The 24,431-nt window shown below is 48.3% G+C and carries 24 protein-coding genes, 1 tRNA gene and 1 rRNA gene; 17 read left to right on the top strand and 9 right to left on the bottom strand.

Annotation, left to right across the window (positions count from 1 at the left end; genetic code table 11):
• Positions 1–74 precede the first annotated feature (74 nt).
• From HR45_RS12630 to HR45_RS12590, 9 genes are all read left to right on the top strand, one after another.
• Complete coding sequence (locus tag HR45_RS12630) at positions 75–1,349, top strand: pepsin-like aspartic protease (RefSeq protein WP_037443458.1); 1,275 nt, start codon at positions 75–77, stop codon at positions 1,347–1,349.
• Between the two features lie 2 nt (positions 1,350–1,351).
• Positions 1,352–1,876 (top strand): GNAT family N-acetyltransferase, encoded by a 525-nt coding sequence (locus HR45_RS12625; protein WP_037443457.1) that lies wholly within the window; start codon positions 1,352–1,354, stop codon positions 1,874–1,876.
• Complete coding sequence (locus HR45_RS12620) at positions 1,873–2,712, top strand: SAM-dependent methyltransferase (RefSeq protein WP_037443456.1); 840 nt, start codon at positions 1,873–1,875, stop codon at positions 2,710–2,712. Before HR45_RS12625 ends, HR45_RS12620 begins: the two co-directional genes overlap by 4 nt.
• Position 2,713: 1 nt before the next feature.
• The gene (locus HR45_RS12615; RefSeq protein ID WP_037443455.1) at positions 2,714–2,989 is read left to right on the top strand and encodes a hypothetical protein; all 276 of its coding nucleotides are present in this window, start codon (positions 2,714–2,716) and stop codon (positions 2,987–2,989) included.
• Positions 2,990–3,029: 40 nt separating this feature from the next.
• A complete protein-coding gene (locus HR45_RS19080; protein WP_052074715.1) occupies positions 3,030–4,751 on the top strand; it encodes a GGDEF domain-containing protein in 1,722 nt (573 codons plus the stop codon).
• A gap of 157 nt (positions 4,752–4,908) precedes the next feature.
• Positions 4,909–5,787, top strand: a complete 879-nt coding sequence (locus HR45_RS12605) for a MipA/OmpV family protein (RefSeq protein WP_037443453.1) — start codon at positions 4,909–4,911, stop codon at positions 5,785–5,787.
• A 41-nt stretch (positions 5,788–5,828) separates the two neighbouring features.
• Positions 5,829–6,218, top strand: coding sequence for a DUF3019 domain-containing protein (locus HR45_RS12600; RefSeq protein ID WP_162180654.1), 390 nt, complete (start codon positions 5,829–5,831; stop codon positions 6,216–6,218).
• A complete protein-coding gene (locus HR45_RS12595; RefSeq protein ID WP_156104071.1) occupies positions 6,218–6,928 on the top strand; it encodes a response regulator in 711 nt (236 codons plus the stop codon). Before HR45_RS12600 ends, HR45_RS12595 begins: the two co-directional genes overlap by 1 nt.
• A gap of 12 nt (positions 6,929–6,940) precedes the next feature.
• Positions 6,941–8,221, top strand: a complete 1,281-nt coding sequence (locus tag HR45_RS12590; protein WP_037443450.1) for an ATP-binding protein — start codon at positions 6,941–6,943, stop codon at positions 8,219–8,221.
• On the opposite strand, the gene HR45_RS12585 is transcribed toward HR45_RS12590, so the two are convergent.
• Positions 8,218–8,532 (bottom strand): DUF1289 domain-containing protein, encoded by a 315-nt coding sequence (locus HR45_RS12585; RefSeq protein ID WP_037443449.1) that lies wholly within the window; start codon positions 8,530–8,532, stop codon positions 8,218–8,220. The two genes, HR45_RS12590 and HR45_RS12585, sit on opposite strands and share 4 nt — an antisense overlap.
• Before the next feature lie 239 nt (positions 8,533–8,771).
• Here HR45_RS12585 and purT point away from each other — a divergent pair, with 239 nt between their 5' ends.
• Positions 8,772–9,947, top strand: coding sequence for a formate-dependent phosphoribosylglycinamide formyltransferase (gene purT, locus HR45_RS12580; RefSeq protein WP_037443673.1), 1,176 nt, complete (start codon positions 8,772–8,774; stop codon positions 9,945–9,947).
• Between the two features lie 65 nt (positions 9,948–10,012).
• Here the strand turns inward: purT and HR45_RS12575 are convergent, their stop codons facing one another.
• The 5 genes from HR45_RS12575 to HR45_RS12555 are packed head-to-tail and all read right to left on the bottom strand — an operon-like array spanning position 10,013 to position 14,155.
• Positions 10,013–10,975 carry a D-2-hydroxyacid dehydrogenase gene (locus HR45_RS12575; RefSeq protein WP_037443447.1) on the bottom strand — a complete coding sequence of 321 codons (963 nt, stop codon included), beginning with the start codon at positions 10,973–10,975 and terminating at the stop codon, positions 10,013–10,015.
• 20 nt (positions 10,976–10,995) lie between these two features.
• Entirely contained in the window at positions 10,996–11,610 is a 615-nt protein-coding gene (locus HR45_RS12570) for an outer membrane beta-barrel protein (protein WP_037443445.1), read from the bottom strand.
• Positions 11,611–11,648: 38 nt separating this feature from the next.
• Positions 11,649–12,416 (bottom strand): co-chaperone DjlA, encoded by a 768-nt coding sequence (gene djlA / locus HR45_RS12565; RefSeq protein WP_037443443.1) that lies wholly within the window; start codon positions 12,414–12,416, stop codon positions 11,649–11,651.
• A 36-nt stretch (positions 12,417–12,452) separates the two neighbouring features.
• Positions 12,453–13,121: an N-acetylmuramate alpha-1-phosphate uridylyltransferase MurU gene (murU, locus tag HR45_RS12560; RefSeq protein ID WP_037443441.1), complete on the bottom strand. Its 669-nt coding sequence runs from the start codon at positions 13,119–13,121 to the stop codon at positions 12,453–12,455.
• Positions 13,118–14,155: an aminoglycoside phosphotransferase family protein gene (locus tag HR45_RS12555; RefSeq protein ID WP_037443439.1), complete on the bottom strand. Its 1,038-nt coding sequence runs from the start codon at positions 14,153–14,155 to the stop codon at positions 13,118–13,120. The genes murU and HR45_RS12555 overlap by 4 nt, the downstream gene beginning before the upstream one ends.
• Before the next feature lie 132 nt (positions 14,156–14,287).
• On the opposite strand from HR45_RS12555, the gene lptD reads away from it, so the two are divergent.
• From lptD to HR45_RS12520, 7 genes are all read left to right on the top strand, one after another.
• Positions 14,288–16,597, top strand: coding sequence for an LPS assembly protein LptD (gene lptD / locus HR45_RS12550; RefSeq protein ID WP_037443437.1), 2,310 nt, complete (start codon positions 14,288–14,290; stop codon positions 16,595–16,597).
• A gap of 111 nt (positions 16,598–16,708) precedes the next feature.
• Positions 16,709–18,013 carry a peptidylprolyl isomerase SurA gene (gene surA / locus HR45_RS12545; RefSeq protein ID WP_037443435.1) on the top strand — a complete coding sequence of 435 codons (1,305 nt, stop codon included), beginning with the start codon at positions 16,709–16,711 and terminating at the stop codon, positions 18,011–18,013.
• 5 nt (positions 18,014–18,018) lie between these two features.
• Entirely contained in the window at positions 18,019–19,002 is a 984-nt protein-coding gene (gene pdxA / locus HR45_RS12540) for a 4-hydroxythreonine-4-phosphate dehydrogenase PdxA (RefSeq protein WP_037443433.1), read from the top strand.
• Between the two features lie 16 nt (positions 19,003–19,018).
• Complete coding sequence (gene rsmA / locus HR45_RS12535; protein WP_037443431.1) at positions 19,019–19,825, top strand: 16S rRNA (adenine(1518)-N(6)/adenine(1519)-N(6))-dimethyltransferase RsmA; 807 nt, start codon at positions 19,019–19,021, stop codon at positions 19,823–19,825.
• Between the two features lie 45 nt (positions 19,826–19,870).
• Positions 19,871–20,251 carry a Co2+/Mg2+ efflux protein ApaG gene (gene apaG / locus HR45_RS12530; protein WP_037443429.1) on the top strand — a complete coding sequence of 127 codons (381 nt, stop codon included), beginning with the start codon at positions 19,871–19,873 and terminating at the stop codon, positions 20,249–20,251.
• An 8-nt stretch (positions 20,252–20,259) separates the two neighbouring features.
• On the top strand, positions 20,260–21,075 hold the full coding sequence (locus HR45_RS12525; protein ID WP_037443427.1) for a symmetrical bis(5'-nucleosyl)-tetraphosphatase: 816 nt from the start codon (positions 20,260–20,262) through the stop codon (positions 21,073–21,075).
• 93 nt (positions 21,076–21,168) lie between these two features.
• Complete coding sequence (locus tag HR45_RS12520; protein ID WP_037443425.1) at positions 21,169–23,190, top strand: methyl-accepting chemotaxis protein; 2,022 nt, start codon at positions 21,169–21,171, stop codon at positions 23,188–23,190.
• An 80-nt stretch (positions 23,191–23,270) separates the two neighbouring features.
• Here HR45_RS12520 and tnpA read toward each other — a convergent pair whose 3' ends face one another.
• The 3 genes from tnpA to HR45_RS12505 form a co-directional block, all read right to left on the bottom strand.
• A complete protein-coding gene (gene tnpA / locus HR45_RS12515) occupies positions 23,271–23,714 on the bottom strand; it encodes an IS200/IS605 family transposase (protein WP_037443423.1) in 444 nt (147 codons plus the stop codon).
• Positions 23,715–24,007: 293 nt separating this feature from the next.
• Positions 24,008–24,123 (bottom strand): 5S ribosomal RNA (rrf, locus tag HR45_RS12510).
• Positions 24,124–24,200: 77 nt separating this feature from the next.
• Positions 24,201–24,276: transfer RNA gene (locus tag HR45_RS12505), tRNA-Val, on the bottom strand.
• Positions 24,277–24,431 lie beyond the last annotated feature (155 nt).

Below are 24,431 nucleotides of genomic sequence, written 5' to 3'. Positions count from 1 at the left end.
ACATTATTTTTAACATTGTATTTACCCGCTTAAGCTCATAATATCGGTAAAGTTTTTCATTAATTAGCGCAAACATGAAGGCCGAGCCAACACCACAGATTGTTAAAATCCCTCTCCTCAACACCTTGGCTCAAGGCGGTTATACCGCAGCAATACGTATTGGCAGCGAACAGCGCGAAGTACGTTTAGTTGTCGACTCAGGTTCTACCACGCTTGCTGTACACCACTGCAAATATTTACCCGAACAGGACCAGCACTTGCAACCGACGACACTAGCGCAAGAGATCCGCTATGGTTTGGGTGGTTGGCTGGGGCCAGTAATTCACACTCAGATTGAACTGGCATCGGCCAAATTAGACAAGGTGCCGCTGGCACTGGTACATGATGAATTGGGCGATACCTTCTTGGAAGCCGACGGCATTTTCGGGCTCGCTTACGCACCATTAAATCGCAGTTACGATTTCAGTCAGTATTTGGCCACTCAGGGTGTCACGCCGCCACATACGTTTCCCTGGCCTTTTACGCAACTGAATCAACAGAATGCCAGTAATGCCTTAGCCGAATTTAAGCAACTACAGGCTAACGCCAGTGAAACGGATCTGCCCTCTTGTTTTGACTTACTCGAACAACAAGGCATCTGTGCCAATCGCTTTAGTTTTGTTTGCCAACGCTCCAGCATCCATATTGATCCGCAATATGCTCATCCGAGCCATGATCCGCTCAATCAGGGCTGGCTGTTGCTGGGCGCTGGCGACGAGCAGACGCAACATTACCAAGGTGAATTTACCGAACTCAGCGTACTGCATGACCGCTATTACAATGTTGACCTAAAAGCGATCAATGTCGCCGGTTATCCCGCAATTACCCTGCCCGCTATCGACTCTCATTTGATCCCTAAGGGGTCAAGTAACGCGCTCATTGATACGGGGGCGTCCTTGCTGTCGCTTCCTGCCGATGCCTTTAGCCAAATCACCCAACAACTGTCCCAAGCGGTTGCTAACGCGGCACAACTGATCGCGCCATTTTGTGGCGATTTAAGCAAAGTTGCAGCCGCACAACTGCAAGGTATCGACGCCAATCAACTCAACCTAGATGACTGGCCAAATATTGAATTTCACTTTGCAGGCTCCGGCGGCCAGCAAACGACGCTTAGCTGTCCCGCCCGTCATTATTGGCAGCTCAACAGTCCAGCCTTTGGCAAAGCGGTATTTAAGCTGATGGGACAACTGCCTGACTGGCCACCCCAATCGATTATCGGTCTACCGCTGCTAAGCGCTTACTACGTGGTGTTTGAACGGGATGAAACCGCTAACGGCGTGGTGCGTTTTGCAAAGCCAAGGAGTCGTTAGTCATGCAACTGCAAACAGAACGCTTTACCTTAAGGCCGCTAGCTGAACACGATGCGGCGCTGTTTCAGAGCCTCTATCGTGATGAAGGTTTGATGCGCCATATCGGTGATGTGATGGATGAGCAACGAGCAGAGAGAGCATTTCGTGCCAGCTTAAAAGCGATGCTAGCTCCAACGCCTAAATTTTATTTTTGGGTGATAGAAGAAGGCCTCCAACAATTGGGGGTTGCTGGATTATCGGCCATCATCGCGGACGAAGAAGCTGAGCCGGGAATGATATTGCTGCCACACGCGCAAAATAAAAGAGTTGGTTTTGAAGTCTTACGTTGTCTAGTTGACTACTGCCGCGATGAACTTCAGTTGCAACAAGTGGTTGCTAGATTTGAAGCAAACAATTTCGCAGCAGCAAAACTCGCAGAAAACGCAGGGTTCCATGATTTTCAGCCTATTGAAGAGATACATACAACGGGGCAGAAAGTGAAACTGGAAGGATTTATAAAATTTCCTAACACTTGGGAGCAAAAATGACTACAGGCTCTTTAACCTGTGTTGGCGTTGGTATGATGTTAGGCGCACATATCTGTCCTATCAGTCGCAGCCATATTGAACATGCAGACATTGTATTTAGCGCCATGTCTGATGGCTTTGTGGAAAAATGGCTCGAACAGCTTAATCCCAATGTCCATAGCTTGCAGCCGCTCTACGGCAAAGACAAACCGCGCCATCAAACCTATAAAGAGATGGTGCAAACGATTGTTGAAGCTGTAAAACAAAACAAAAAGGTGGTAGCGGCATTTTATGGTCATCCCGGTGTATTTGTTAAACCAGCACATCAAGCGATTGAGCAGGTAAAAGCCTTGGGGGTTGACGCCAGTATGGTGCCGGGCATCTCCGCGGAAGCTTGTCTCTACGCCGACCTAGGCATGGACCCCGGTAAGCAAGGTTGCCAACACTATGAAGCCAGCCAATTTATGCTGTATCAACGCCGCATCGACACGAGCGCCATGCTGGTGTTGTGGCAGATTGGTGTAGCGGGCGATCTCAGTATGGGCATTAGCACCACCGGTGTTGCCGAACGCCGCTTGCTGCTAGAACTACTGGCAGAAGATTATTCGCTCGAGCATGACTGCTGGCTCTACGAAGCTGCCACCATGCCATTGATGCAACCAAGAATGGAACAGTTACCGCTGAAGGGCATACTCCAAGCGGAATTTCACCAGCATACCACGCTCGTGATTCCACCAGAAAAATCACTCGTGCCCAATACCCACATGCGACAGCGCTTAAAATTCTTACAACAGCAAGCCACAAATATTTCTAAGCAAGACAACAATGTAATACCATTCAATCAACGAGGAAAATAATATGACAAATGCGCTAATTAACTTTGTAGCCAAACTGGGTTCAGACATTACTTTGCAAGACCCACAAGCTCTCGTTCAAGCCGCACAAGCCGCAAGCTTGACTGAAGAGCAAATTACGGCGTTATTAAATAAAGAAACTACGACTCTAGCCGGAAAGCTAAACATCAGAACAGAAATTGTCTGTATGATGCTCCCAGCAGAAGATGAACCTCAGCCAGGCGAGAAACCTGAAGAAGATGAAGATGCTGAAAAAGATGCGTCGATTAAAGTCGCTTAAATTCTATTTTGGTTTAATAAGCGTGGTTTACTCCACGCTTATGGCTATTCCATTTGCAAATGCAGGCGAGTATCAACAAGCGTTGGAGCATGCCGACGCCATCCGCACCAGTAATATCAGCCAATTTTCTCAGGAGTTGGATCAGCTGGCACCACATAAAGATGAGTTTTCTGCAGAAGAAAAAGCATTTTATCTTTTTTTGAGTTTTTACCTGAAAGCACTTCATGGTCAATTTCAAGAAGCAGTTAATGGTTATAAAAATCTCATTGATGACACTCCACCTAAAGTTATAGAGATTAGGGCGAGAACATCGTTGGTTAACATCTACTCTTTTGTTCAAAATTGGCAAGATGGGCTCAGTCAATTAAGTGTTTTGCTAAGCCAACTCAACACTATTAACGATCAAAATGTAAAAGAGCAAATTATTGGTATCGCAGCGATTTTTTATAATAGTCTTGGTCAGTACCAATTAGGTATGGATTACACCCAACAGTATAAAAGTCTTAGTAGTTCACCACGTAGCCAATGTGCAGCTGCACAACTAGAAGTTGAAGCCTCATTCGGATTATCAACAGTGACGTCTGACAGTGACTTGTTTGCTCACAATAGAGAAATTTGTCAGCAAGCGGGTGAAATGGTGATGGTAGGGTTGATTGACAGCTTCAAAATACGGAGTCTAATCAAAGAGAGGCAATTTAATGCAGCAATGACGTCACTACAACAACAGTTGTCTACAATTGAAAACACTCGCTATGCTCCATTAATGGGACTTTACTATTCATTGATTGCCAAAGTAGCTGTAACCCTGCAGCGATGGTCTGAGGTTAAGAATTATGCTGACAAAGCATTAGCCACATTAGATCAACCCAAAAGTTATCAACCATTTGTTCGCGTCTACAAAGCACTATATGAATATTACTTACACCAAAATGGCACTTCCTCTGCGCTGGAAGCATATAAAAAGTACGCAGAGGCAGACAAAGCCTATCTCGATGACATAAAGGCCAAAAACCTCGCATTTCAGATTGCCCAGCACCAAAGTATTGAGCAACAAAACCGCATTGAGCTGCTCGACAAACAAAACAAGTTACTGACGCTACAGCAACAACTGACAGAAAACGAAAGCCGCGCACGGCGCGACATGCTGATAGCGCTCTTTTGTGTCAGTGCCATGCTGTTGGTCGGCATCATGCAAGCAAGACGTTCGCAACGGCGTTTACGCCTGTTAGCGGAACGCGATGGTCTAACCGATGTATTTAATCGCCGCCATTTCACTGCACTAGCAGATAAGTTGTTAAAACAAGCTGGCAGTCAGCAGCAAACCGTTAGCTGTATCATGTTTGATTTGGATAACTTTAAACAGCTGAACGATAGCCAAGGCCATAGCGCTGGTGATATTGCGTTGAAACAGGTTGCGGCAGTCGCCAAACAACATTGCCGCCCGCAGGATATTATTGGCCGCATTGGCGGTGAAGAGTTTTGCATTATCTTACCCAACACTTCACAGCAGCAGGCGCTGGATGTGGCCGAGCGTTTAAGGGCGTGCTTTGAAGCTATTTCTGATGCGGCACTCGGCGATAATCATACGATTACCGCCAGTTTTGGCATTTCAGAAACGCAGCTGTCGGGCTATGCGCTGGAAGGCTTGATGCACGATACCGACCAAGCCATGTATAGCGCGAAAACCGAAGGACGTAACCGTGTGGTGCTTTTTTTTGAGCAACTGCGGTTAACACTCTCGCCACAACCGCAACCGAGTTAATCACAGACCCACGCTGTAACATCGGCAGAACCAAGCTTCAGCAAATGTATCAAATTGATACAGATGGGCTTTTGCTGATGTTGGCACCATTTGAGCAATGCTAACATGAGCCTGAATTTTGCGATTTGTGTCGGGCTCAGTGAGAAGAATCAATCCTATGCGTTGGCTATGCTATTTGGCACTACTGTTGCCGTTTTACTCTGTGGCAGAAGGCGAATGCCACGATAAAGAATGTATTCCGGTAGGCCAATGGGAAATTGGCGCCTCACTCGGTTACGGCTATAAATCCAATCCGCTGCGCAATTACAATAATCGCTCTAGCGTCTTAATGCCGAGTATTGCCTATTACGGCGAACGCTTCTTTTTTGATAACGGCAATCTTGGTTACACCGTTTATGAGTCAGCGCAAACAAGTGTAAATTTGGTCACCAGCTATGGCTCAGAACAGGGCTATTTTTACGATTGGGATCCGGGCAATATTTTCCTGTTCAGCAGCAACCCTGATCGCGCCGGAGAGCCACTCCCCATCACCAATGAAGCACAAGAGTTTCCGGAATTAAACGGCAATAAACCGCCGCCACATCATTTTCATAAACTTAAAAAACGCCATTTTACGCTTCTTGGCGGAGTCGAAACGTTCTTTTACACTCAGCTCGGTATACTCAATCTGGCGCTGGCACATGATTTATACGGTGTCCACAACGGGACAGAAGCCAAAGCAAAATGGATTCTGCGCCAACAGCTGCAACATATGGTGTTAGAAACTTCGCTATTTGCCGAGTGGAAGAGCCAACAGATTGTGGATTACTACTTCAGTGTCAGACCCAGTGAAAGCGATTACTGGAGCCGGGCTTATCATGCCAGCTCAGGGATCAATACCGGCGTCGAACTTACCTGCCGTTATCAATTTGCCGAGGCTTGGCAGTTGATCAGCGGCGTGAAATACCTTCGCTTAGCTAGCGTTATTGTGGATAGTCCTCTGGTGGATACCGATCATGTGGTGTCTTACTTTGTTGGTGCAGCATATAGGTTCTGATGAACTCGAACGTTACTAGATATCAGCGGTTCGCTCTTTCTTTGCTGCTATTACTTTCCATTACCAGCAAGGTGTTCGCTAATGCTGAAAATGAGATGGCTGCCGAAGGGTTACCGCATGTCAGCATTACGCCGCAGTTGTGCATCATCAAGTCAGACGACGAGCGCTGTCGAACGGAAGTGGCAATTCATTGGGAAAATGTCAGCGGTGTGGTGTGTATTGAAGCAGACTCAGATTCTTTTCACGCTTGGTGCGCCAGCAGCACTGAGCAACAGAGTCATACGTTTACGCTTGATACCGACACCGATGTGCATTTCGTACTAAAAGACAAAGCCAGCGGACAACTGCTGGCTGGCATCGATTTTAAAACCACTCTAGTGGCTAAACAGCCGCTTAGGCGTCGATATCGTAATCCTTGGAGTTTGTTCTGATGAATACTTCCACCACTCATCGAGTGTTATTAGTTGAAGATGACGTACGTCTGGCCAATTTAATTGTCGACTATCTGAAAGCGCACAACATGCATGTTGAGGTCGAACGTCGCGGTGATACGGTTATCACCAAGTTGCTCAATTACAAGCCCGATATTATTTTGCTCGACATCATGCTGCCCGGCATGGATGGCATGACCTTATGTGAACGCCTAGCGGATTATTTCTCCGGCCCGGTGTTACTTATGAGTGCTATGGGCTCGAATGAAGATCAAATCCGTGGCTTTGAACTGGGCGCGGATGATTATGTGGTTAAGCCGGTCGATCCCGGTTTGCTGGTTGCCCGAATCAATAACTTGCTACGACGCCACAGCAAGCCTGTCGTTGAAGAAGGCCACGGGCTGAGTTTTGGTAAGCTGAATATCGACCCGCAAACGCAGATGATCCGTCTGGCGGATTCCTCTGTCGATCTGACCGCCCACGAGTTTGAGTTGCTGTGGTTGCTCGCCTCTCAGGCTGGGCAAGTGCTGAGCCGTCAGTATATCTATCAATGCTTGCTCAACATCGATTTCGATGGCCGTGACCGTAAGATTGATGTGCGCATTTCGCGTCTGCGTAAAAAACTCGGCGACAATATCGAAACACCGTTCCGCATCAAAACTGTGTGGGGACAAGGTTACCTGTTTGCACCGGAAGCTTGGAATCACTAAGCGGAGTCGTCGTTGAAGCGCCTGTTTATCAGTCTCTATCTGTTAATTGTGATTAGCTTTTTGGGACTGGGTTGGACACTCGATACCTTATGGCAACAAAGCGGCGTCGACAATACGGTCGACGAGCCGCTGCACGCCTTGGCGGCCATGCTCAAGCCATTAGGCAAGCCTGAGCGTCAGCAGCTACTGCGCAATGCTAACCAGGGAAGCCGCTATCCGATTCAGCTACTCGATGCCGATCAGATAGCGCTGGATGATCAGCAATCGCTCACCCCGAATAAGATTTTCACCACCCAACTGAACGGCCATCAACTGATGCAGTTTTTGCGCATCGACCAGCAGGTGTTGGTCATTGGCCCATTAGAAGCCGACCCTCGCGCTGGCCTACGCAGTCTGTTTACCTTGCTGTTTTATCTGTCGCTGGCAGGTGTCGCGCTGTTATGGGTGTGGCCGTTATCCCGCGATTTAAAGGTGTTACGCCAAGCCACACAAGCCTTTGGCAAAGCAAAGTGGGATACGCGGATCCAGCTTTCCCCGCGTTCGCAAGTTACTTCGCTGGCGACAACCTTTAACGAAATGGCGCGCCATATCAGTGCGCTGATTGATAACCAACGCCACCTCTCCAATGCGGTATCGCACGAAATCAGAACGCCGCTGGCACGCTTGAAGTTCGCACTAGCACTGATCCCGCGCTATTTCGATGTGGCCGATAACAATGCGGCACAGCAACAGTTTCTGGAAGGCATGCAACAAGATGTGCAGGAGATGGAATCGCTGCTGCAAGAGATGCTGACCTACGCCAGTTTAGAGTCTGCCAAAACCGGTCATAACGCAGAACCTTGCGACTTAGTACGCTTGTGTCGGCAAGTGATTGAACGGGTGCAACCGCTCAATTCAATCCCGATTGCGTTTGAAACCAACGAAACCACAGTATCTTATCTTGCGGAAAGCAGTTTAATTGAACGCGCGTTGCAAAACTTGCTGACCAATGCACAGCGCTTTGCCAATCACCATATTGTGGTGCAGTTAACGATGTCGAACACCGACGTATTAATTGCCGTACATGACGATGGTGAAGGGATATCGAAGGCAGATCAGCAGAAGATTTTTACCCCGTTTGTACGCAGTGACAGCGAGCGCAACGCCAATAAGGGCTTTGGATTAGGATTGGCGATTATCAGCCGCATTATGCAGCGTCATGAGGGGGCGGTGTTACTTAACAGTGAACCGGGACACACCTGTTTTACCTTGCAGTTGCCGCTACCGCCAACGGCACAGCAATCATCGACTTAATCGAGTGAAAAATCGCTCAAATCAATATCAGCGCTGCTATCAGCATCAAAATCCAACTGCTGATTCTGCTGGCTAAGCACTGTAGTCGCCGCTTGTTGGGCCTGCTGCTTTTGCTTAAATGCCGCGTAAGCGAGCCGACGTTTACGGTCTTTACATAAGCGAATGACGTTCTCTTTTTCGGCATTGCTGAGATTGAGCCAACCAAAGCGTTCCTCACGGCTGCGCATACAGCCTTTGCAATAGCCACGGGCATCCGTTTGGCAGATGCCAATACAAGGGCTGGGAATTTCAAAAAACGCTAACTGTTCCATAAACTGCAACGGCACCAAGGACAAAAGAAGAAACAAAATCACTCGTATTTGTGGCTAACATATAGCACTTCGTTCCCCAAAAGGCGATTTTTTCGACGTTACCGGCCAGATTATTCCGAATTTCACAAAGTGATTTTGATCACATTTTTATCGGAATCGCAGCAAGTCAAAGCACAAATGAGTACACTAGCGCCATCGCGCGCAAAGCGCAGTTATAACGAAATAAAGGTACCCGAATGATGTTAGGCACTCCGCTGTGTGAAGGCGCAAAACGCGCCATGCTGCTTGGTTGTGGTGAACTCGGCAAAGAGGTGGCAATTGAGCTGCAACGCCTTGGTGTGGAAGTGATTGGTGTGGATCGCTATCCCAATGCGCCGGCAATGCAAGTGGCCCATAGATTCCATGTGATCAATATGCTCGATGGTGCAGCACTGCGCCAGATTATCGAACAAGAGCAACCACATTTGATCATTCCCGAAATTGAAGCGATTGCAACCCAAACCTTGCTGGAGCTGGAAGCTGAAGGCCTGCACGTAGTGCCAACCGCGCGTGCTACCCGCTTAACCATGGATCGTGAAGGCATTCGTCGTTTGGCAGCAGAAGAACTCGAACTGCCTACCTCACCTTATCAATTCTGCGATACCGAAGCGGAATTTACTGATGCGGTAAACCGCATTGGAATGCCATGTGTGGTGAAGCCAGTGATGAGCTCTTCAGGCAAAGGCCAAAGCGTTATTCGCGAAGCGGCGCAAATTGCCAAAGCATGGCAGTATGCGCAGGAAGGCGGTCGTGCCGGTCAAGGCCGTGTCATCGTCGAAGGCTTTGTTGATTTTGATTACGAAATTACGCTGCTCACTGTTAGCGCCGTAAACGGCATTCATTTCTGTGCCCCTATCGGCCACCGTCAGGAAGATGGTGACTATCGTGAGTCTTGGCAGCCACAAGCGATGACCGAGTTGGCACTGGAGCGCGCTCAAACCATTGGCCGCAAGATTGTGACTGCATTAGGTGGTTATGGCTTGTTCGGCGTTGAACTGTTTATCAAAGGTGATGAGGTATATTTCTCTGAAGTGTCACCGCGCCCACACGATACCGGCATGGTGACGCTGATCAGCCAAGACCTGTCTGAATTTGCGCTACACGTACGCGCTATTCTGGGGCTGCCCATCAGCAATATCCACCAGCACGGCCCAAGTGCCTCGGCGGTGATCCTGCGTGAAGGCAGCTCAAGCAATATCCGTTACGACGGGTTGGCAGATGCCTTGGCTCAAGCAGACACTCAACTGCGCTTATTTGGTAAGCCAGAAATCAATGGCCGTCGCCGTTTAGGTGTTGCGCTGGCACGCGATACCAGCATTGACAGCGCTGTTGCAAAAGCGCTGCAAGCGGCCAGTAAAGTAACCGTTAGCTTCTAAGCGACTCAGGTTAACACAGACAAAAGCCCAGCAAATGCTGGGCTTTTTGGTAGCAAACGCAGTGCTTAATTAACCTGATTAGTCGGCTTGCCTGCCACGAATGCCGCCACGTTATTGATCGCAATATTGAGCAGATTCTGCCGCGCTTCGGTAGTCGCCCACGCATTGTGCGGGGTGATGCTGATATTGTTTGCGGTTAATAACGGATTGTCAGGTTTAGGTGGCTCGCTGGATAACACATCCACGCCAGCGCGCACTTTACCAGCATTAAGCGCCTCAGCGAGTGCTGCTTCATCAATCAAGCCGCCACGCGCGGTGTTAAGCAAAATCGCTCCCGGCTTCATCAAGGCTAAGGTATCACGGTTAATCATGCCAGCATTGGCATCGGTCAACGGACAATGCAGTGATAATGCATCTGACTCACGATAAAGCTGTTCAAGCGGTGCCCAGGTAACACCGACAGGCAGATCGTGGCGCTCGGTTCTGGTATTTAGCAGCACTTTCATGCCAAGCGCTAACGCGATATTGACCACTCTTGAGCCGATATCACCATAACCGACAACCCCCATGGTTTTACCCGCCAATGAGGAGAGTGGTGACAGCGTAAAACAGAAATCGATGCTGTTTTGCCACATGCCATTCGCCACCGCCTGATGATGCGCTGCCACCTGTTGCGTGTGATGCAGCAGGTGGGCAAATACCATTTGAGCAACCGCATCAGGGCCATAGCCTGGCACATTAGTGACCACGATATCGGCAGCAGAGGCGGCAGCGAGATCGACCACATTGTAGCCTGTGGCCAAGACGCCGACGTAGCGCAATTTAGGCAGTTGTTTGATTAACTCGGCGGTTAACACCGTCTTGTTGGTAAGGATGATGTCCGCATCTTTCGCTCGTGCTAAGGTTTCTGAAGGTGCGGTGCGATCGAATACTTGCACGTCCCCAAACGCTTGCAGTGGTTCCCAAGAAAGATCACCGGGATTTAAGGTAAATCCATCTAACACCACAATGTTAAAGCTTGTACTCATGGGTGTTGCTCCATTGATGATTAAAAGCGTAATTGCAGACCGAGATTAGCCTGCCCTTGCCAGAAGGTGTCACGGGAGATATACCAGCGGCAATCATCATCCCGACCACAAGACAACCCACTATCATTGCCAAAGAAAGTGGCAAAAGTTCTAAGTTCAGCAAACAGCGCCAGATTGTTGGATAGCGCATAGGTCACGCCCGCAGCGAGACCGAGAGAAAAGCGGTTAGTAGCATCGACTGAAGAATCGGGCGAGAAACGTGTTAGCCCGATACTTGAGCCGACGTAAGGACGTAAATCACTCTGACTAAAATACAGCGTGCCACCAAGATGCCAGTATTCCAGCGTCATGCGGTCAATGGCGTCATAACCATAACCTTGGTCGGCTAACAAATCGCTACGCTGGCGACTGTAAAGCAGGTAAACGTCGCCGTAACGTCCTTGGCTAAGCCCAAGCATAATACCGGCATGCGCCGAATCTTGTTGTTTACCCGCGCCATCGTCATAGCGGGTCAAATCGATGCCATCACTGCCGACACTGTAACCGGCAAACGGTGCCACAAAAACATCGGCCAAGGCGGGGCTGCTGAGACTCAGCAATATACTGCACAAAAACACGTAACCTAGTGATTTCATCAGTTTCTCCTTAGGCCAATCACGATGATGGCTAGCGCTTAACGCATGCCGCGAGCACTCTTCACCTTGTCGTAGGCAACTTGTATATCCTGCGCTTTACGCTTGGCAATTTCCATCATCTCCTGCGGCAAGCCTTTCGCCACCAGCTTGTCGGGATGATTCTCAGCCATCAGCTTGCGATAGGCGCGTTTAAGTTCTTGATCAGAAGTGCTTTCCTCAACTCCCAACACCCGATAGGCATCGCTGAGGGATGGTCCATTATTCGCCGCACCTTGAAAGCGGGTTTCCGCCTGCCAGCGCGCTAACATGGCATCTAATTGCGCTTGGCTGAAGCCAAGGCGGTTAGCAATAGTTTGCAAGATGGCATATTCGCGTGGATGTAAATCGCCGTCAGATAAGGCAGTTTGGATCTGAATTTCCAAGAACATTATCTGCACTTCGCGGCGACCCATAGTTAAATCACGAAAGCTGCGCAGATGTGCCTGCAGATCAAAATCGCTGGCTTTGCCGCGGCGAAATGCGGCCTGAGCCTCACGACGAGCATCACCATCGAGACGCAAATTATCCATCAAGGCATTGGCCATACGGATATCGTTCTCAGTGACGCGGCCAGACGCTTTGGCCATATGCCCCATCACGGCGAAGGTGGTGTTAAAAAACAGCGCTTGGCGTTCCTGCATGCCTTGAGGCGCCTCCGACATGCGTTTATCAAATTGATGACCAAGCCAAATACCGAGTATGGCACCCGCGATACGACCAAACATAAAGCCGATCACGCCACCAAAAAACTTACCCCAAATTTGCATCGTTTATCCTGTGTCCGCGGTATTTCTCCACCGCGATTATTGTTGTTTCATCACGAACGTTTCGGCTTCGGCCAAACGCTCGATGGTGCCTACATCACACCAAAATCCTGAATATTGTTCACCGCTGATCTGTTGCTGTTGCATCGCTGTTTTTAACAGAGGACCCAGCGCAAAACGGCGCTCGGTACAGTCGTTAAATAGCGCCGGATCATAAAGTCCGATTCCAGCAAAGGTCAGCTTATTTGTCCCTTCACTGCTGAGCCGTTGCTGCCGCAGCGCAAAGTCGCCTTGCGGGTGATGGGCCGGATTGGCAACTAACCACAAATGCGCCAGTTTGCCTGCTGCCAACGCGGTCGGCAACTCGGGTAAGCGCTCGATAAAAATATCGCCGTTAATCACCAAAAAGGGGGCATCCCCCAGCAGCGGTAACGCTTTTTTAATACCACCGCCGGTTTCTAATGCACTTTGCTCTAGGCTGTAGTGCAAGTTAACCCCAAAGCGACTGCCGTCACCGAGGTGTGCCATTAACACCTCTGCTAACCAGGCGCAGTTAATGACAATATCGACTATCCCCGCGGCGGCAAGGCGCTCAATATGATATTCAATCAGCGGCTTACCTGCGACTTTTACCAGCGGTTTCGGTACCGTATCGGTCAAGGGACGGAGTCGTTCACCTCTCCCGGCGGCAAGAATCATAGCTTTCAACGCATTTTATCCTTCTCAACGAGTGGCAGTAACTTGGTTGCCACCCAGTCGGCAAATTCGCTCAGCTCGCTGTAGCGCCGACTAATGTCGACAATATACTGTAATGTCAGCGGAATATCCTTGATATAGCCTGACTTGCCGTCACGATGCAGCAAACGCGCAAAAATCCCCGCCGCTTTGATATGCCGTTGTATGCCCATCAAGTCAAACCAACGGTTAAACACATCGACCGTGACCGATAGGTCAATACTCCCTTGTTGCTGGCACTGCTGATAAAACGCTTGCCGTAACTCATCGACAACGGCATCAGGCCAACGCACATAACAGTCACGCAGCAACGACACCGCATCGTAGGTCAGCGGGCCAATGACCGCGTCCTGAAAGTCGATCACCGTCAGTTCATCGCCCACCACCATCAGGTTACGACTGTGAAAGTCGCGATGCATGCCCACCTTAGGCTGCGCCAGCGCATTTTCGGTGAGGAGGCTAAATACTTTGTCCAGCAGTTGTTGCTCAGCCGCTGACAGTGACAGCTGCCAATGATGCTCCAGCAACCATTGCGGAAATATCGCCAGCTCACGTTCGACAAAGGATGCGTCATAATCGGGTAAATTACCGAGCGCTGATGTGCGGACTTGGGCAATGCTGGGCAACAACGCCAAGGCTTTGCGATACCACGACAGCACGTTATCAAGCGTCAGCAGTGATAATAACTGGGTGTCGCCCAGATCCTGCTGCAAAATAAACCCTGCTGTTTCATTTATCGCGACAATCTTTGGTACAGGAATATCAGCGTCTGCATACGCCGTAGCGATGGCAATGAAGGGACGATTATCCACTTTATCGGGCGGCGAATCGGCGACGATGTAGTGCTGTTCGGCGTGGGAGACCCGAAAATAGCGGCGAAAACTGGCATCGCCAGAAATCAGCGTTAATCTTACTGGATTGCCAAAAAAATCAGCAAGCCATTGCTGTAGGGCAAGAAATCTGGAGTCTGACAAAGCAACCTCGTGGCTCTTGGCGTAAAATTGCATTATTATAGCGGCGGAAAAATACAGGAAACAGTCAGCAGTGCCAGAGTTTTTCTGTCAACTGCGTTGCGTGCAGTAATGCAACTTTTCCCCACCTAAACTAGTCCAGATGAGAATCCAGCAAAAAGACCAACGATGCTGAAACGATATTTAGTGACGCTATGCCTTTTGCCTACTGTAACCACGGTTGCAGCGACGGCTCCGCAAACTGACGCCGATAGCGCTGATCAGTGCATCATTACGCCGCCTGTTCCACCGCTGTCAAAGCAAAGCAAAACGGGTAATAAGGATTTGAGCCAGCTGATTAAAATTAAATCTAATCAGTCCAATGGTACTTTAGGTGATAAAGCAACCTTTAGTGGCAATGTAACCTTTACCCAAAATGGTCGACAGGTTACCGCAGATCAAGCGGTGGTGGATCAGCAAAAACAGAAATTTGAAGCTGATGGCCAGTTAGTATTCCAAGATGGCGTGGTCACGGTGACCGCCAATTCGCTTAATGCGCAAATGGGCTCACGCGTGGCGACCCTGGATAACGCGCAATATTGGCTTAATGGTCAGCAACTGCACGGCAGTGCCGAACAGATGGAAATCACCAAAGACAACAAGTTAGTGTTGAAAGACAGTAACTTCTCCACCTGCCCTATCGGTGATGAATCTTGGTTACTGAAAGCTCGTCGTATTAAAATCGACCCTGAAGAAGAATGGGGTGAGATCTGGGATGCCAAGTTAGAAATTGGCAATGTACCAGTGTTTTACATGCCGTACATGACAGTACCGATTTCAGGCAAGCGTAAGACAGGTTTCCTGTTTCCGCGCATCAGCTCCAGCACTACTAACGGCTTTGAATTTGCCGCACCTTTTTATTGGAATATCGCCCCTGAATATGATCTGACCTTCACGCCAGACTATATGTCATCGCGTGGCTTATTTACCAAAACTGAATTCCGTTATCTCGCCGGTGATAGACAATTTGGTCAGATGAACCTCGAATATCTTGGCAATGATTCAATGTTGGAGAATCACGCCGACCGTTGGATGGTGAACTATCGCCATCAGGGCGCAATCGATGAGAACTGGCGTGTGCTGGCTAACTTCATCGATGTGTCTGATAACAACTACTTCAACGACCTTAATTCAGATGTGAATCGCTCGACGGATAACCAGTTGTCACGCGTTGGCGATATCAGCTATTTCACTGAGTTTTGGAATTTCAGCGCACGGGTGCAGGACATTAAAGTGCTCGGCGAAGATATCAGCCCTTATCAGGTGATGCCGCAGTTGAGCTTTAACTATCGCTCGCCGGGATTTTGGAACAAGTTTGATTTCAATCTGTACTCTGAACTGACCAACTTTGAACACCGTGGCAATAGCTACAATACCGCCACCCGTCTCCACGTTGAGCCAAGTGTGTCGTTGCCGTTCCAAGGCCCTGCTGGTTCATTAACCAGCGAAGTGAAGCTGTATCAAACCTACTATGTTCAACGCGATGTTCAACGTGCAGACGTGTTACTGGATGACAATGTCAGTCGCTCTATTCCTGAAGTACGCGTTAACGGTCAAATCAACTTTGAGCGCTTCTCCAACTTCTTTGATACGCAGTATCGTCAGACCTTGGAACCACAATTCCAGTATCTGTATGTAGGGCATCGCGATCAGTCCAATATCGGCATTTACGACACTGCCGAGCTACAGCAAGACTACATCGGCTTGTTCCGTGACCGCCGCTTCTCTGGTTTAGACCGTATAGCCGATGCTAATCAGCTGACACTCGGCTTGACCACACGTGTGTTTGATGAACACAACGTCGAGCAGTTCCGCTTTAGTCTGGGTCAAATCGCCTACTTCGAAAATAGTCAAGTCAGCCTGTACTCAGACCAACTGACGGAAGACACGTCAACTTCTGTGTTGGCGGCAGAAACCGATATCAATCTTTACGATGACTGGTTTATCAGCGGTGCGATTCAATACGACACTAAATATCACGACAATAAAAAGAGCGAGGTTACCCTCGATTATCGTCCCGGCCCGAACAAGCTAGTTCAGCTTAGCTATCGTTACGTGCCAGATTTGGTTAACCGCAACACCAACGATCAGGTCGATATCTCGCAGGCGGGTATTCGTACCGCATGGCCACTGACCGATAATGTCTATTTTGTGGGTAACTACTATTACGATCTTAATGAAGACCGCTCAGTCGAAACCTATACCGGCTTTCAATACGAGTCTTGCTGTTGGGCGGTACGTCTCGCGTATCACTACCACATCAAGACCAATTACGAAGATAACTACAACCCAGTGTTAGATAACCGCGAGTTGTTTGAAACCTCATTTATGCTCAACTTCGTGATTAAAGGTCTGGGTGGTTCTGGTCCGTTGGGCGTTAGCGATATGCTTGACGATGGTATCTTCAGCTACCGCAAACCACTTTATCTGAGGAATTAATCAACTTTTGTGTTAGATTGCTGAACCTCGAAATGAACTCGTAGTCAAAACTGAACGACAATGGCAGCGGAATGTCTGCCGCCAGACAAAAAATGTGGCAAGGATTTTTGAATGACACCTGGTAAAAAACTGATATTCGGATTGTTTGCGCTGGCGATGAGCCATGCAGTTACGGCAGAACCACAGCCTTTGGATCGAATTGCGGTACAGGTTAATAACGGGGTGATTCTGGAAAGTGAAGTCCAGAATATGCTGGAAGACGTTAAAGCTGACGCCAAGAAAAAAGATCAATCACTGCCTTCTGATAAGGCATTGCGCACTCAAGTTATTGAACGTTTGATTTTGACGCGTTTGCAGTTGCAAACAGCCGACCGTATTGGTTTGCATATTGGTGATTTGCAGTTGGATGAAACCATCAGCAACATCGCGAAGCAACAAAACATGACGGTACAGCAGCTACAAGCCAAAGTTGAAGCTGACGGTGAAACCTTTAGCCACTACCGTGAGCAACTGCGTCAAGATATTACCTTAGGTGAAATCCAACGCATTCAGGTGCAACGTCGTATTCAGGTTTCGCCACAAGAGATCGATCACTTGGTGAAAATGATTCAGGAACAAGGACTGAAAAATGTTGAGTTCCAGATTGGTCATATTCTGATTGATGTACCGCAAAATGCGACATCTGAGCAGTTGGCCTCGGCAAGTAAGCGCGCAGAAACCGTTATCGACCGTCTGAAAGATGGTGCAGATTTCCGCACCACGGCCATTGCATCATCATCAGGTCCGAAAGCGCTGGAAGGCGGTATTTGGGACTACATGAACATTAACGAAATGCCGACCCTGTTTGCCGAAGTGGTTAATAGCGCCAAAAAAGGTGACATTATTGGCCCAATTAAGAGCGGTGCAGGATTCCATATCATCAAAGTGATGGATGCTCGTGGTCTGCAAACGCAAGAAATCAAAGAAGTTCGCGCTCGTCATATTCTGCTGAAGCCATCACCGATTCTATCGGAAGAACGCGCGAAAGCGATGCTGGAAGAATTTCTTAAGAAAATCCGTAGTGGCGATGCTAAATTTGCCGATTTAGCCCGCCAATACTCAGAAGATGAAGGTTCAGCCGCTAAAGGCGGTGAGTTGGGTTGGTCAGAAACCAGCGCTTACGTACCTGCATTTAAAAACACACTGGATAACATGAAAGTCGGCGAGCTTAGCGAGCCATTCCGTTCTACCTTTGGTTGGCACATTATCGAGCTGGAAGATACCCGCATGACAGATGCAACCCAGCAACTTAATACCAACCGAGCTCATCAGTTGATCTTCAGAAGAAAATTCAACGAAGAGTTGCAAGCTTGGCTAGACGAAATGCGTGCAAGTGCTTACATTGAAGTGTTCGATCCAGAGCCGATCAGAGGTTAATCAGTTTGAGTACCAAACGTATAGCGATTACCGCCGGTGAACCTGCCGGCATAGGGCCTGAGCTAGTTGTGCAACTAGCTCAGCGCAGCTGGCCAGTTGAGCTGGTTGTGTGTGCCGATCCGTCACTGCTGCAGTCTCGCGCCAAAATGTTGGGCTTGGGATTACAGCTGCGACCGTATCAGCCGTCTATGCCTGCTAAACCACAAGAAGCGGGATCGCTGACGATTGTGCCATTTAGCATGGCGGCAGAATCACGTTGTGGTGTACTCAACGAACAAAACAGCAGCTATGTGGTAGAAACACTTAGCTATGCTGGTGAAAAAAATATCAAAGGCGAATTTGATGCCGTTGTTACCGGTCCGGTACACAAAGGTATTATCAATCAGGCGGGTATCCCCTTCTCTGGCCATACTGAGTTTTTTGCTCATCAAGCCGGATGTAAAGATGTGGTGATGTTGCTGGCGTGTCCGAAGCTGCAAGTGGCACTGATGACAACCCACATCCCGCTAGCCTATGTGTCAAAAGCCATTACCCGAGACCGTTTACATCAGGTCATTGGCATTTTGCATCACGATTTAGTCAATCGTTTTGCCATCGAAAACCCAAAAATCTATGTCTGCGGCCTCAACCCACATGCGGGTGAAAATGGTCACTTAGGTCGTGAAGAACTCGATGTGATGATCCCTGCATTAGATGAGTTACGTGCGGAAGGTATCACGCTGATAGGTCCACTGCCGGCAGACACGCTATTCCAACCTAAATACCTTGAAGATGCTGACGTCGTGCTATCGATGTATCACGACCAAGGTCTGCCAGTGTTAAAATCGATGGGCTTTGGCCAATCGGTCAATATCACACTAGGTTTACCTTATATTCGTACGTCGGTTGACCATGGCACTGCGCTAGAACTTGCAGGCACAGGGACAGCCGATTTAGGTAGCTTCGTCTGCGCCTTAAATAAAGCCATTGAGTTGGCTTCAAAGAACTGAGCCACACAGAAATTTAATGAGTAATAAAGTCCATCTCGGCCATACGGCCAGAAAACGTTTTGGTCAGAACTTTTTAACTGACAGTAATATTATCAATCGCATTGTTGGGGCTATTTCCCCCGACAATGACCACATCATGGTGGAAATTGGCCCTGGTCTGGCAGCATTGACAGAGCCTGTTGCTGAGTCAATTGATAAGCTGACCGTAGTGGAACTTGACCGTGATTTGGTTGAGCGCTTAAAACAACACCCATTTCTGAAAGACAAGCTCGAGATCCACCAAGGTGATGCGTTGCAGTTTGACTTTAGTCAGTTGATGCAACCGGGCAAGAAGATGAAGGTATTCGGTAACTTGCCATACAACATCTCCACACCCTTGATGTTCCATCTGTTTGAATATGCCGAGCACATCGCAAGTATGCACTTCATGCTGCAAAAGGAAGTCGTGCTACGTCTTTCTGCCTCGCCCGGCAGTAAAGCTTACGGCCGCCTAACCGTTATGGCACAGTATTACTGCCAAGTAATTCCAGTGCTGGAAGTGCCGCCAGAAAGCTTTACCCCACCACCAAAAGTGGATTCAGCAGTGGTACGTTTAGTACCTTATGAGCAACCGCCGTATCCGTGCGATGACATTAAGCAGTTGCAGCACGTTACCTCAACCGCCTTTAACATGCGCCGTAAAACGCTACGGAATAACCTTAAAGGCCTGTTTAGCGATGAAGACTTCAGTAACCTCAATATTGATGCTAGCCTAAGGCCTGAACAGGTCAGTGTGGCGCAATATGTAGCGCTCGCTAACCTACTCTCGAGTAAAAATAACTAAATATGTGGCCGCTGATAAGCGGCCCTTTTGTTCACGGAATGGGACATGACTGTCGAAGATAGTGCTATCAAAATAGAAGTCAAAACTCAGTATTTAGATCACCAATCATCCCCAAAAGAAGATCGCTACCTGTTTAGCTATACCATCACCATCATCAATTTAAGTGATGAACCGGTCACACTGGAGACCCGCCATTGGTTAATCACAGATGCCAACGGTAAGATTAATGAAGTGCAAGGAGAAGGCGTGGTAGGCGAAACTCCCACCATCAAACCTAACGAAGCATATCAATATACCAGTGGCACAGTACTTGAAACCTCGGTCGGTGTCATGCAAGGTAAATATCAAATGCGCACCGATAGTGGCCGCGAGTTTCACGCGATAATTGCGCCATTTCGTCTATCTGTACCTGGCATTATTCATTAGGAGTTGTTTTGGCTAACTATTTTGTTGGTGACATTCAGGGATGTTTTAACGAATTACGCCTACTGTTAGACAAGGTGTCATTTAACCCATCAAAAGACGTGCTGTGGGCCGTTGGCGATCTCGTCGCACGCGGCCCTGATTCACTGGCGACCTTGCGTTTTTTTGAATCGTTGGACAACGCTGGTCGCGTCGTATTGGGGAATCATGATCTCAACCTACTGAGTGTGCATGCGGGGATTAGACGCGTTAAAAACTCCGATAAACTCAGTAAACTGTTAGCCTCTAAAGAGTCGAATCGGCTTATCCACTGGCTACGCCAACAACCGCTACTGCAGGAATTACCCGAACATAATGTGGTGATGACGCATGCCGGTATTCCACCGCAATGGGATATTGCCACTGCGCGAACAGAAGCCGCCGCAGTGTCTGCCGCACTACAGCAACCAGATTATGTCGAAGAAATCCTCCAAAAAATGTATACTAACACTCCTGAGGGGTGGCATGCTCAACTCAGCGGTTTTCCTCGGCTCAGATACTGCATAAATGCGCTGACACGTATGCGCTATCTTTACGCTGATGGCCAGTTGGATTTTGCTTGTAAGCTACCGCCAGCACAATGCAACAACGATGAGCTAAAGCCTTGGTATGAATTTCCGGCACAGTCTGCTGGCACCATCAAAGTATTTGGCCATTGGGCTGCCTTGATGGGACAAGGACGCTCGCCAGAAATTTTACCGCTGGATACGGGCTGTTGCTGGGGGGAGTTTATGACCCTCTGGCATCTTGAATCCAATCAGTTTGTTACCCAAGACGCGCTTCAATAATTCCCCCGTCGCATACTCGGTTCCGTACTAAACTTTGTTCAGGCTCGCTACGCAATATTCTGGCGAGAGATATGAATAGAAACGGAGTCGAGTATGAAGCTGAACGTTTCAACCCGTGTCATTGTTGGTTTTACCATTCTTACCCTGTTGCTGTTAATGCTAGGTAGCGTTAACTGGCTAACGAATCAGCGGCTTAAACAAGCGACTCAAGTTACCCAAAGCCTGAGTATTCCAGCACTAGACACTACTAATCGCTTATCGGAAGCGCTTACCGAAGAACAGCGAATCCTGCTTATCGGTTACTACAATGACAGTCTTTCAGCAATGGATAGCATTGAAAAGCTGTTCGCTGAGCAACAAGGCTTATTTGATGAGCAACTCAATAAACTGACCAGTTTGCTCCAGCAACGGCAAGATGTACTGTCCTTGACCAGTCAGCTACAGCAGCGCTATCAAGCATTTTCTTCTGTGGGTATAAGTCTTATAGAGAATAAAGCGAACGGCTTGAAAATGCAGGAAGCCCTGATAAAGCGTCGCAACTCGCTGGAACGACAAATAGACGATACTGGCTCACTGCTACTGGATCTGATTGACCTTGAAGGGAGTGATAACCCAAAAGAACAACAAATCGCAGCAATAGCCAACACCGTCGATAACAACCTCACAAATACCATCAGTAATGTGTACGACCTTGTTGCCAGCAATGAAATGGGCACCTTTGAGCTGATTGCCCAAGAACTCAAATTTATTGTAAAAGAAGCGCGAACTAAGCTGACAGAAATTAATGAGCTCGGACAAAACACCCTTGATACCGAACAACTGCGTACGTTAAGGGAAGACACTGAGCAGTTGTTTAAACAGCTAGATGGACAGGAGTCGATTGTTGAAGCCAAACGCCAACAACTCGCCCTCAATAAGCAAACAGCTGACGTACTCAGACAAACCGACACATTAAAAGCAGAAACTGTCTCGTCGATGAAAGCACTTTCCGCGGCAATAGAAAATCTCACTCGGGAAATTAATCAACAAACACTGGATCAAATAGCAGCAGCCCAGACCCAGACGTTTAGCTTAGTCATCATCGCCATTGTTGTCGCAATTGGGATTTCAATTGCTGTAGTTAAACCACTGCGGACTGCGCTCAATAGTATCAATAAGGCGCTGAATATCGTTGCATCGGGTGATCTCACTCACCGGTTAGATGATTCAGGTCGTGATGAACTCGCGGAAGTCGCCAAAAACTGTAACAAACTGATAGATAATCTGCGCCAACTCATTACCGGTATTCTCACTCGGTCAAATCAACTGACAAGCGCGGCAGAGCAAACCTCTCAGGTAACAAAACGTTCGCTTAGCAGCATCCAACAACAAAAGTCGCAAGTCGATCAAGTCGCCACTGCAACCAATCAACTCGACTCCAGTGCTCGTCAGGTATCAAACAGCGCCGACCATGCCTTAGCGCAGATCCGTCAAGCCGACGAAGAAACCCTCAAAATGCGCGCAATTGCGGATGAAAATCGTAAAACTATCGAGCAACTGGCTGAAGAAGTCGTACAAGCCAGCCATGTCATCAATAAGCTAGACAACGATACCGGCGCTATAGGCAGCATTTTGGATGTTATTCGTGGCATTGCCGACCAGACGAACCTACTCGCACTAAATGCGGCGATAGAAGCTGCCAGAGCGGGAGAACAAGGGCGAGGATTTGCCGTGGTCGCTGATGAAGTGCGCAATCTCGCGTCCAGAACACAACAATCAACAAGTGAAATACAGCAAATGATTGAAGTGCTGCAACAGGGAGCGAAACAAGCCGTCAAAGTAATGCAGCAAGGCCAACAACAGGCACAAGCATGTGTCAGTAAAACTGAATTAGCAGACAGCGCTTTAGTTGCGATAGCCAACTCAGTTCAGCAAGCGCATGAAGCAGGTTCACAGATTGCCGGCGCCGCCCAAGAGCAAACCGATGTCAGCCATCAGGTATCAGAAATGCTGGAACATATCGCAGCGCTGTCAGATGATACAGCCGAAGGTGCAGACAAGACCGCTAAATCCAGCTATCAGGTGGCTCAATTAGCTGAGGAGTTACAGTCTTCAGTAAAAGAATTCCGCGTCTAATATAAAACCTCAGAAAGTAAAAATCCACCTGCATAGCAGGTGGCTTTGCTTTAGGGCACCCTATAAGGGTGCCTTTCTATTCATGATAGCTCTAAGAGTTGTTGACGTTCTTCGTCCTCTTTGGCCTGCTTATCTTGATACTTCACATACCTGCGGATTATTTCTTCATTCGCGCCAACTGAGTCTACGAAATATCCTCTTTGCCAGAAATGGTTTCCCCATAGCTTTTTCTTACGAAGGTATGGGAATTTATTGAATAATCTTATTGCTGTTCGCCCTTTCAGCGTCCCCATCAAATCCGAGACGCTTAAACTTGACGGCGTTCTTACAACTAAATGCACATGGTCTATCTGAACGTTAAGCTCAACTACTACACATTTCTTCATGCTACAGAAGACATAAATACTCCGGTACAGCTCTTTGCCTACCTGACCTTTCAATATCTTGTATCTGTACTTCGGTGTCCACACGATGTGATACTGACAACGATAGAATACGTGCGATGCGGATTCATATCGGCTCATGCTATTTACTCCCTTTATTTGCTGGTAACAAACAAAAGGCAGTTTCTAGCATGAGCACCCTACGGGCATAGCCCCGACTAAACGATCACCACCTCCATAGGAGGTGGTTTAAGGTTGACAGCAAAAAGGCCACCCGCTTGGGTGGCCTTCTCTAATTGGGCGTCTGGCGATGACCTTCTATCACATGGGGCGGTCCGACGTCTCGGAGCCACACACAAAAGTGGGCTTCCCCATGAACATAAATTCAGAAAAGCAAAAAGGCCACCCGTTTGGGTGGCCTTCTCTAATTAGGCGTCTGGCGATGACCTACTCTCACATGGGGAAACCCCACACTACCATCGGCGCGATTGTGTTTCACTTCTGAGTTCGGGATGGGATCAGGTGGGACCACAATGCTATTGTCACCAGACAAATTCTTGTTTGCTCTCGCCTTTTGGGCAAAAACAATAATTCGGAAAGCTGCTTTTTTAGTTAGTTCGTTTGAAATGGTGGTCGCTACTGGGTTCGAACCAGTGACCCCCTCCTTGTAAGGGAGGTGCTCTCCCAGCTGAGCTAAGCGACCCCTTTTCAAATTCTGTTAAGCTGTGTTCTCATACTTCTAATCAAGTATTTCTCTATTCTATCAAGGTTATCCATGACCTCCATGGATGGAGGAAGTGCTGGAAAATGTCTGGAACATTTTCAGTAAAACCCATCGGGGTTGTATGGTTAAGCCGC

It is taken from the genome of Shewanella mangrovi, from assembly GCF_000753795.1.
Lineage (GTDB): Bacteria > Pseudomonadota > Gammaproteobacteria > Enterobacterales > Shewanellaceae > Shewanella > Shewanella mangrovi.
This window is presented reverse-complemented; position numbering and strand designations above follow the sequence as displayed.

What these genes read in the sequence shown, in the direction of transcription:
- HR45_RS12630 (WP_037443458.1), top strand. Translation starts at nt 75, where the DNA reads ATGAAGGCCGAGCCAACACCACAGATTGTTAAAATCCCTCTCCTCAAC.
- HR45_RS12625 (WP_037443457.1), top strand. Translation starts at nt 1,352, where the DNA reads ATGCAACTGCAAACAGAACGCTTTACCTTAAGGCCGCTAGCTGAACAC.
- HR45_RS12620 (WP_037443456.1), top strand. Translation starts at nt 1,873, where the DNA reads ATGACTACAGGCTCTTTAACCTGTGTTGGCGTTGGTATGATGTTAGGC.
- HR45_RS12615 (WP_037443455.1), top strand. Translation starts at nt 2,714, where the DNA reads ATGACAAATGCGCTAATTAACTTTGTAGCCAAACTGGGTTCAGACATT.
- HR45_RS19080 (WP_052074715.1), top strand. Translation starts at nt 3,030, where the DNA reads ATGGCTATTCCATTTGCAAATGCAGGCGAGTATCAACAAGCGTTGGAG.
- HR45_RS12605 (WP_037443453.1), top strand. Translation starts at nt 4,909, where the DNA reads ATGCGTTGGCTATGCTATTTGGCACTACTGTTGCCGTTTTACTCTGTG.
- HR45_RS12595 (WP_156104071.1), top strand. Translation starts at nt 6,218, where the DNA reads ATGAATACTTCCACCACTCATCGAGTGTTATTAGTTGAAGATGACGTA.
- HR45_RS12585 (WP_037443449.1), bottom strand. Translation starts at nt 8,532, where the DNA reads ATGGAACAGTTAGCGTTTTTTGAAATTCCCAGCCCTTGTATTGGCATC.
- purT (WP_037443673.1), top strand. Translation starts at nt 8,772, where the DNA reads ATGTTAGGCACTCCGCTGTGTGAAGGCGCAAAACGCGCCATGCTGCTT.
- HR45_RS12575 (WP_037443447.1), bottom strand. Translation starts at nt 10,975, where the DNA reads ATGAGTACAAGCTTTAACATTGTGGTGTTAGATGGATTTACCTTAAAT.
- HR45_RS12570 (WP_037443445.1), bottom strand. Translation starts at nt 11,610, where the DNA reads ATGAAATCACTAGGTTACGTGTTTTTGTGCAGTATATTGCTGAGTCTC.
- djlA (WP_037443443.1), bottom strand. Translation starts at nt 12,416, where the DNA reads ATGCAAATTTGGGGTAAGTTTTTTGGTGGCGTGATCGGCTTTATGTTT.
- HR45_RS12555 (WP_037443439.1), bottom strand. Translation starts at nt 14,155, where the DNA reads ATGCAATTTTACGCCAAGAGCCACGAGGTTGCTTTGTCAGACTCCAGA.
- lptD (WP_037443437.1), top strand. Translation starts at nt 14,288, where the DNA reads ATGCTGAAACGATATTTAGTGACGCTATGCCTTTTGCCTACTGTAACC.
- surA (WP_037443435.1), top strand. Translation starts at nt 16,709, where the DNA reads ATGACACCTGGTAAAAAACTGATATTCGGATTGTTTGCGCTGGCGATG.
- rsmA (WP_037443431.1), top strand. Translation starts at nt 19,019, where the DNA reads ATGAGTAATAAAGTCCATCTCGGCCATACGGCCAGAAAACGTTTTGGT.
- apaG (WP_037443429.1), top strand. Translation starts at nt 19,871, where the DNA reads ATGACTGTCGAAGATAGTGCTATCAAAATAGAAGTCAAAACTCAGTAT.
- HR45_RS12520 (WP_037443425.1), top strand. Translation starts at nt 21,169, where the DNA reads ATGAAGCTGAACGTTTCAACCCGTGTCATTGTTGGTTTTACCATTCTT.
- tnpA (WP_037443423.1), bottom strand. Translation starts at nt 23,714, where the DNA reads ATGAGCCGATATGAATCCGCATCGCACGTATTCTATCGTTGTCAGTAT.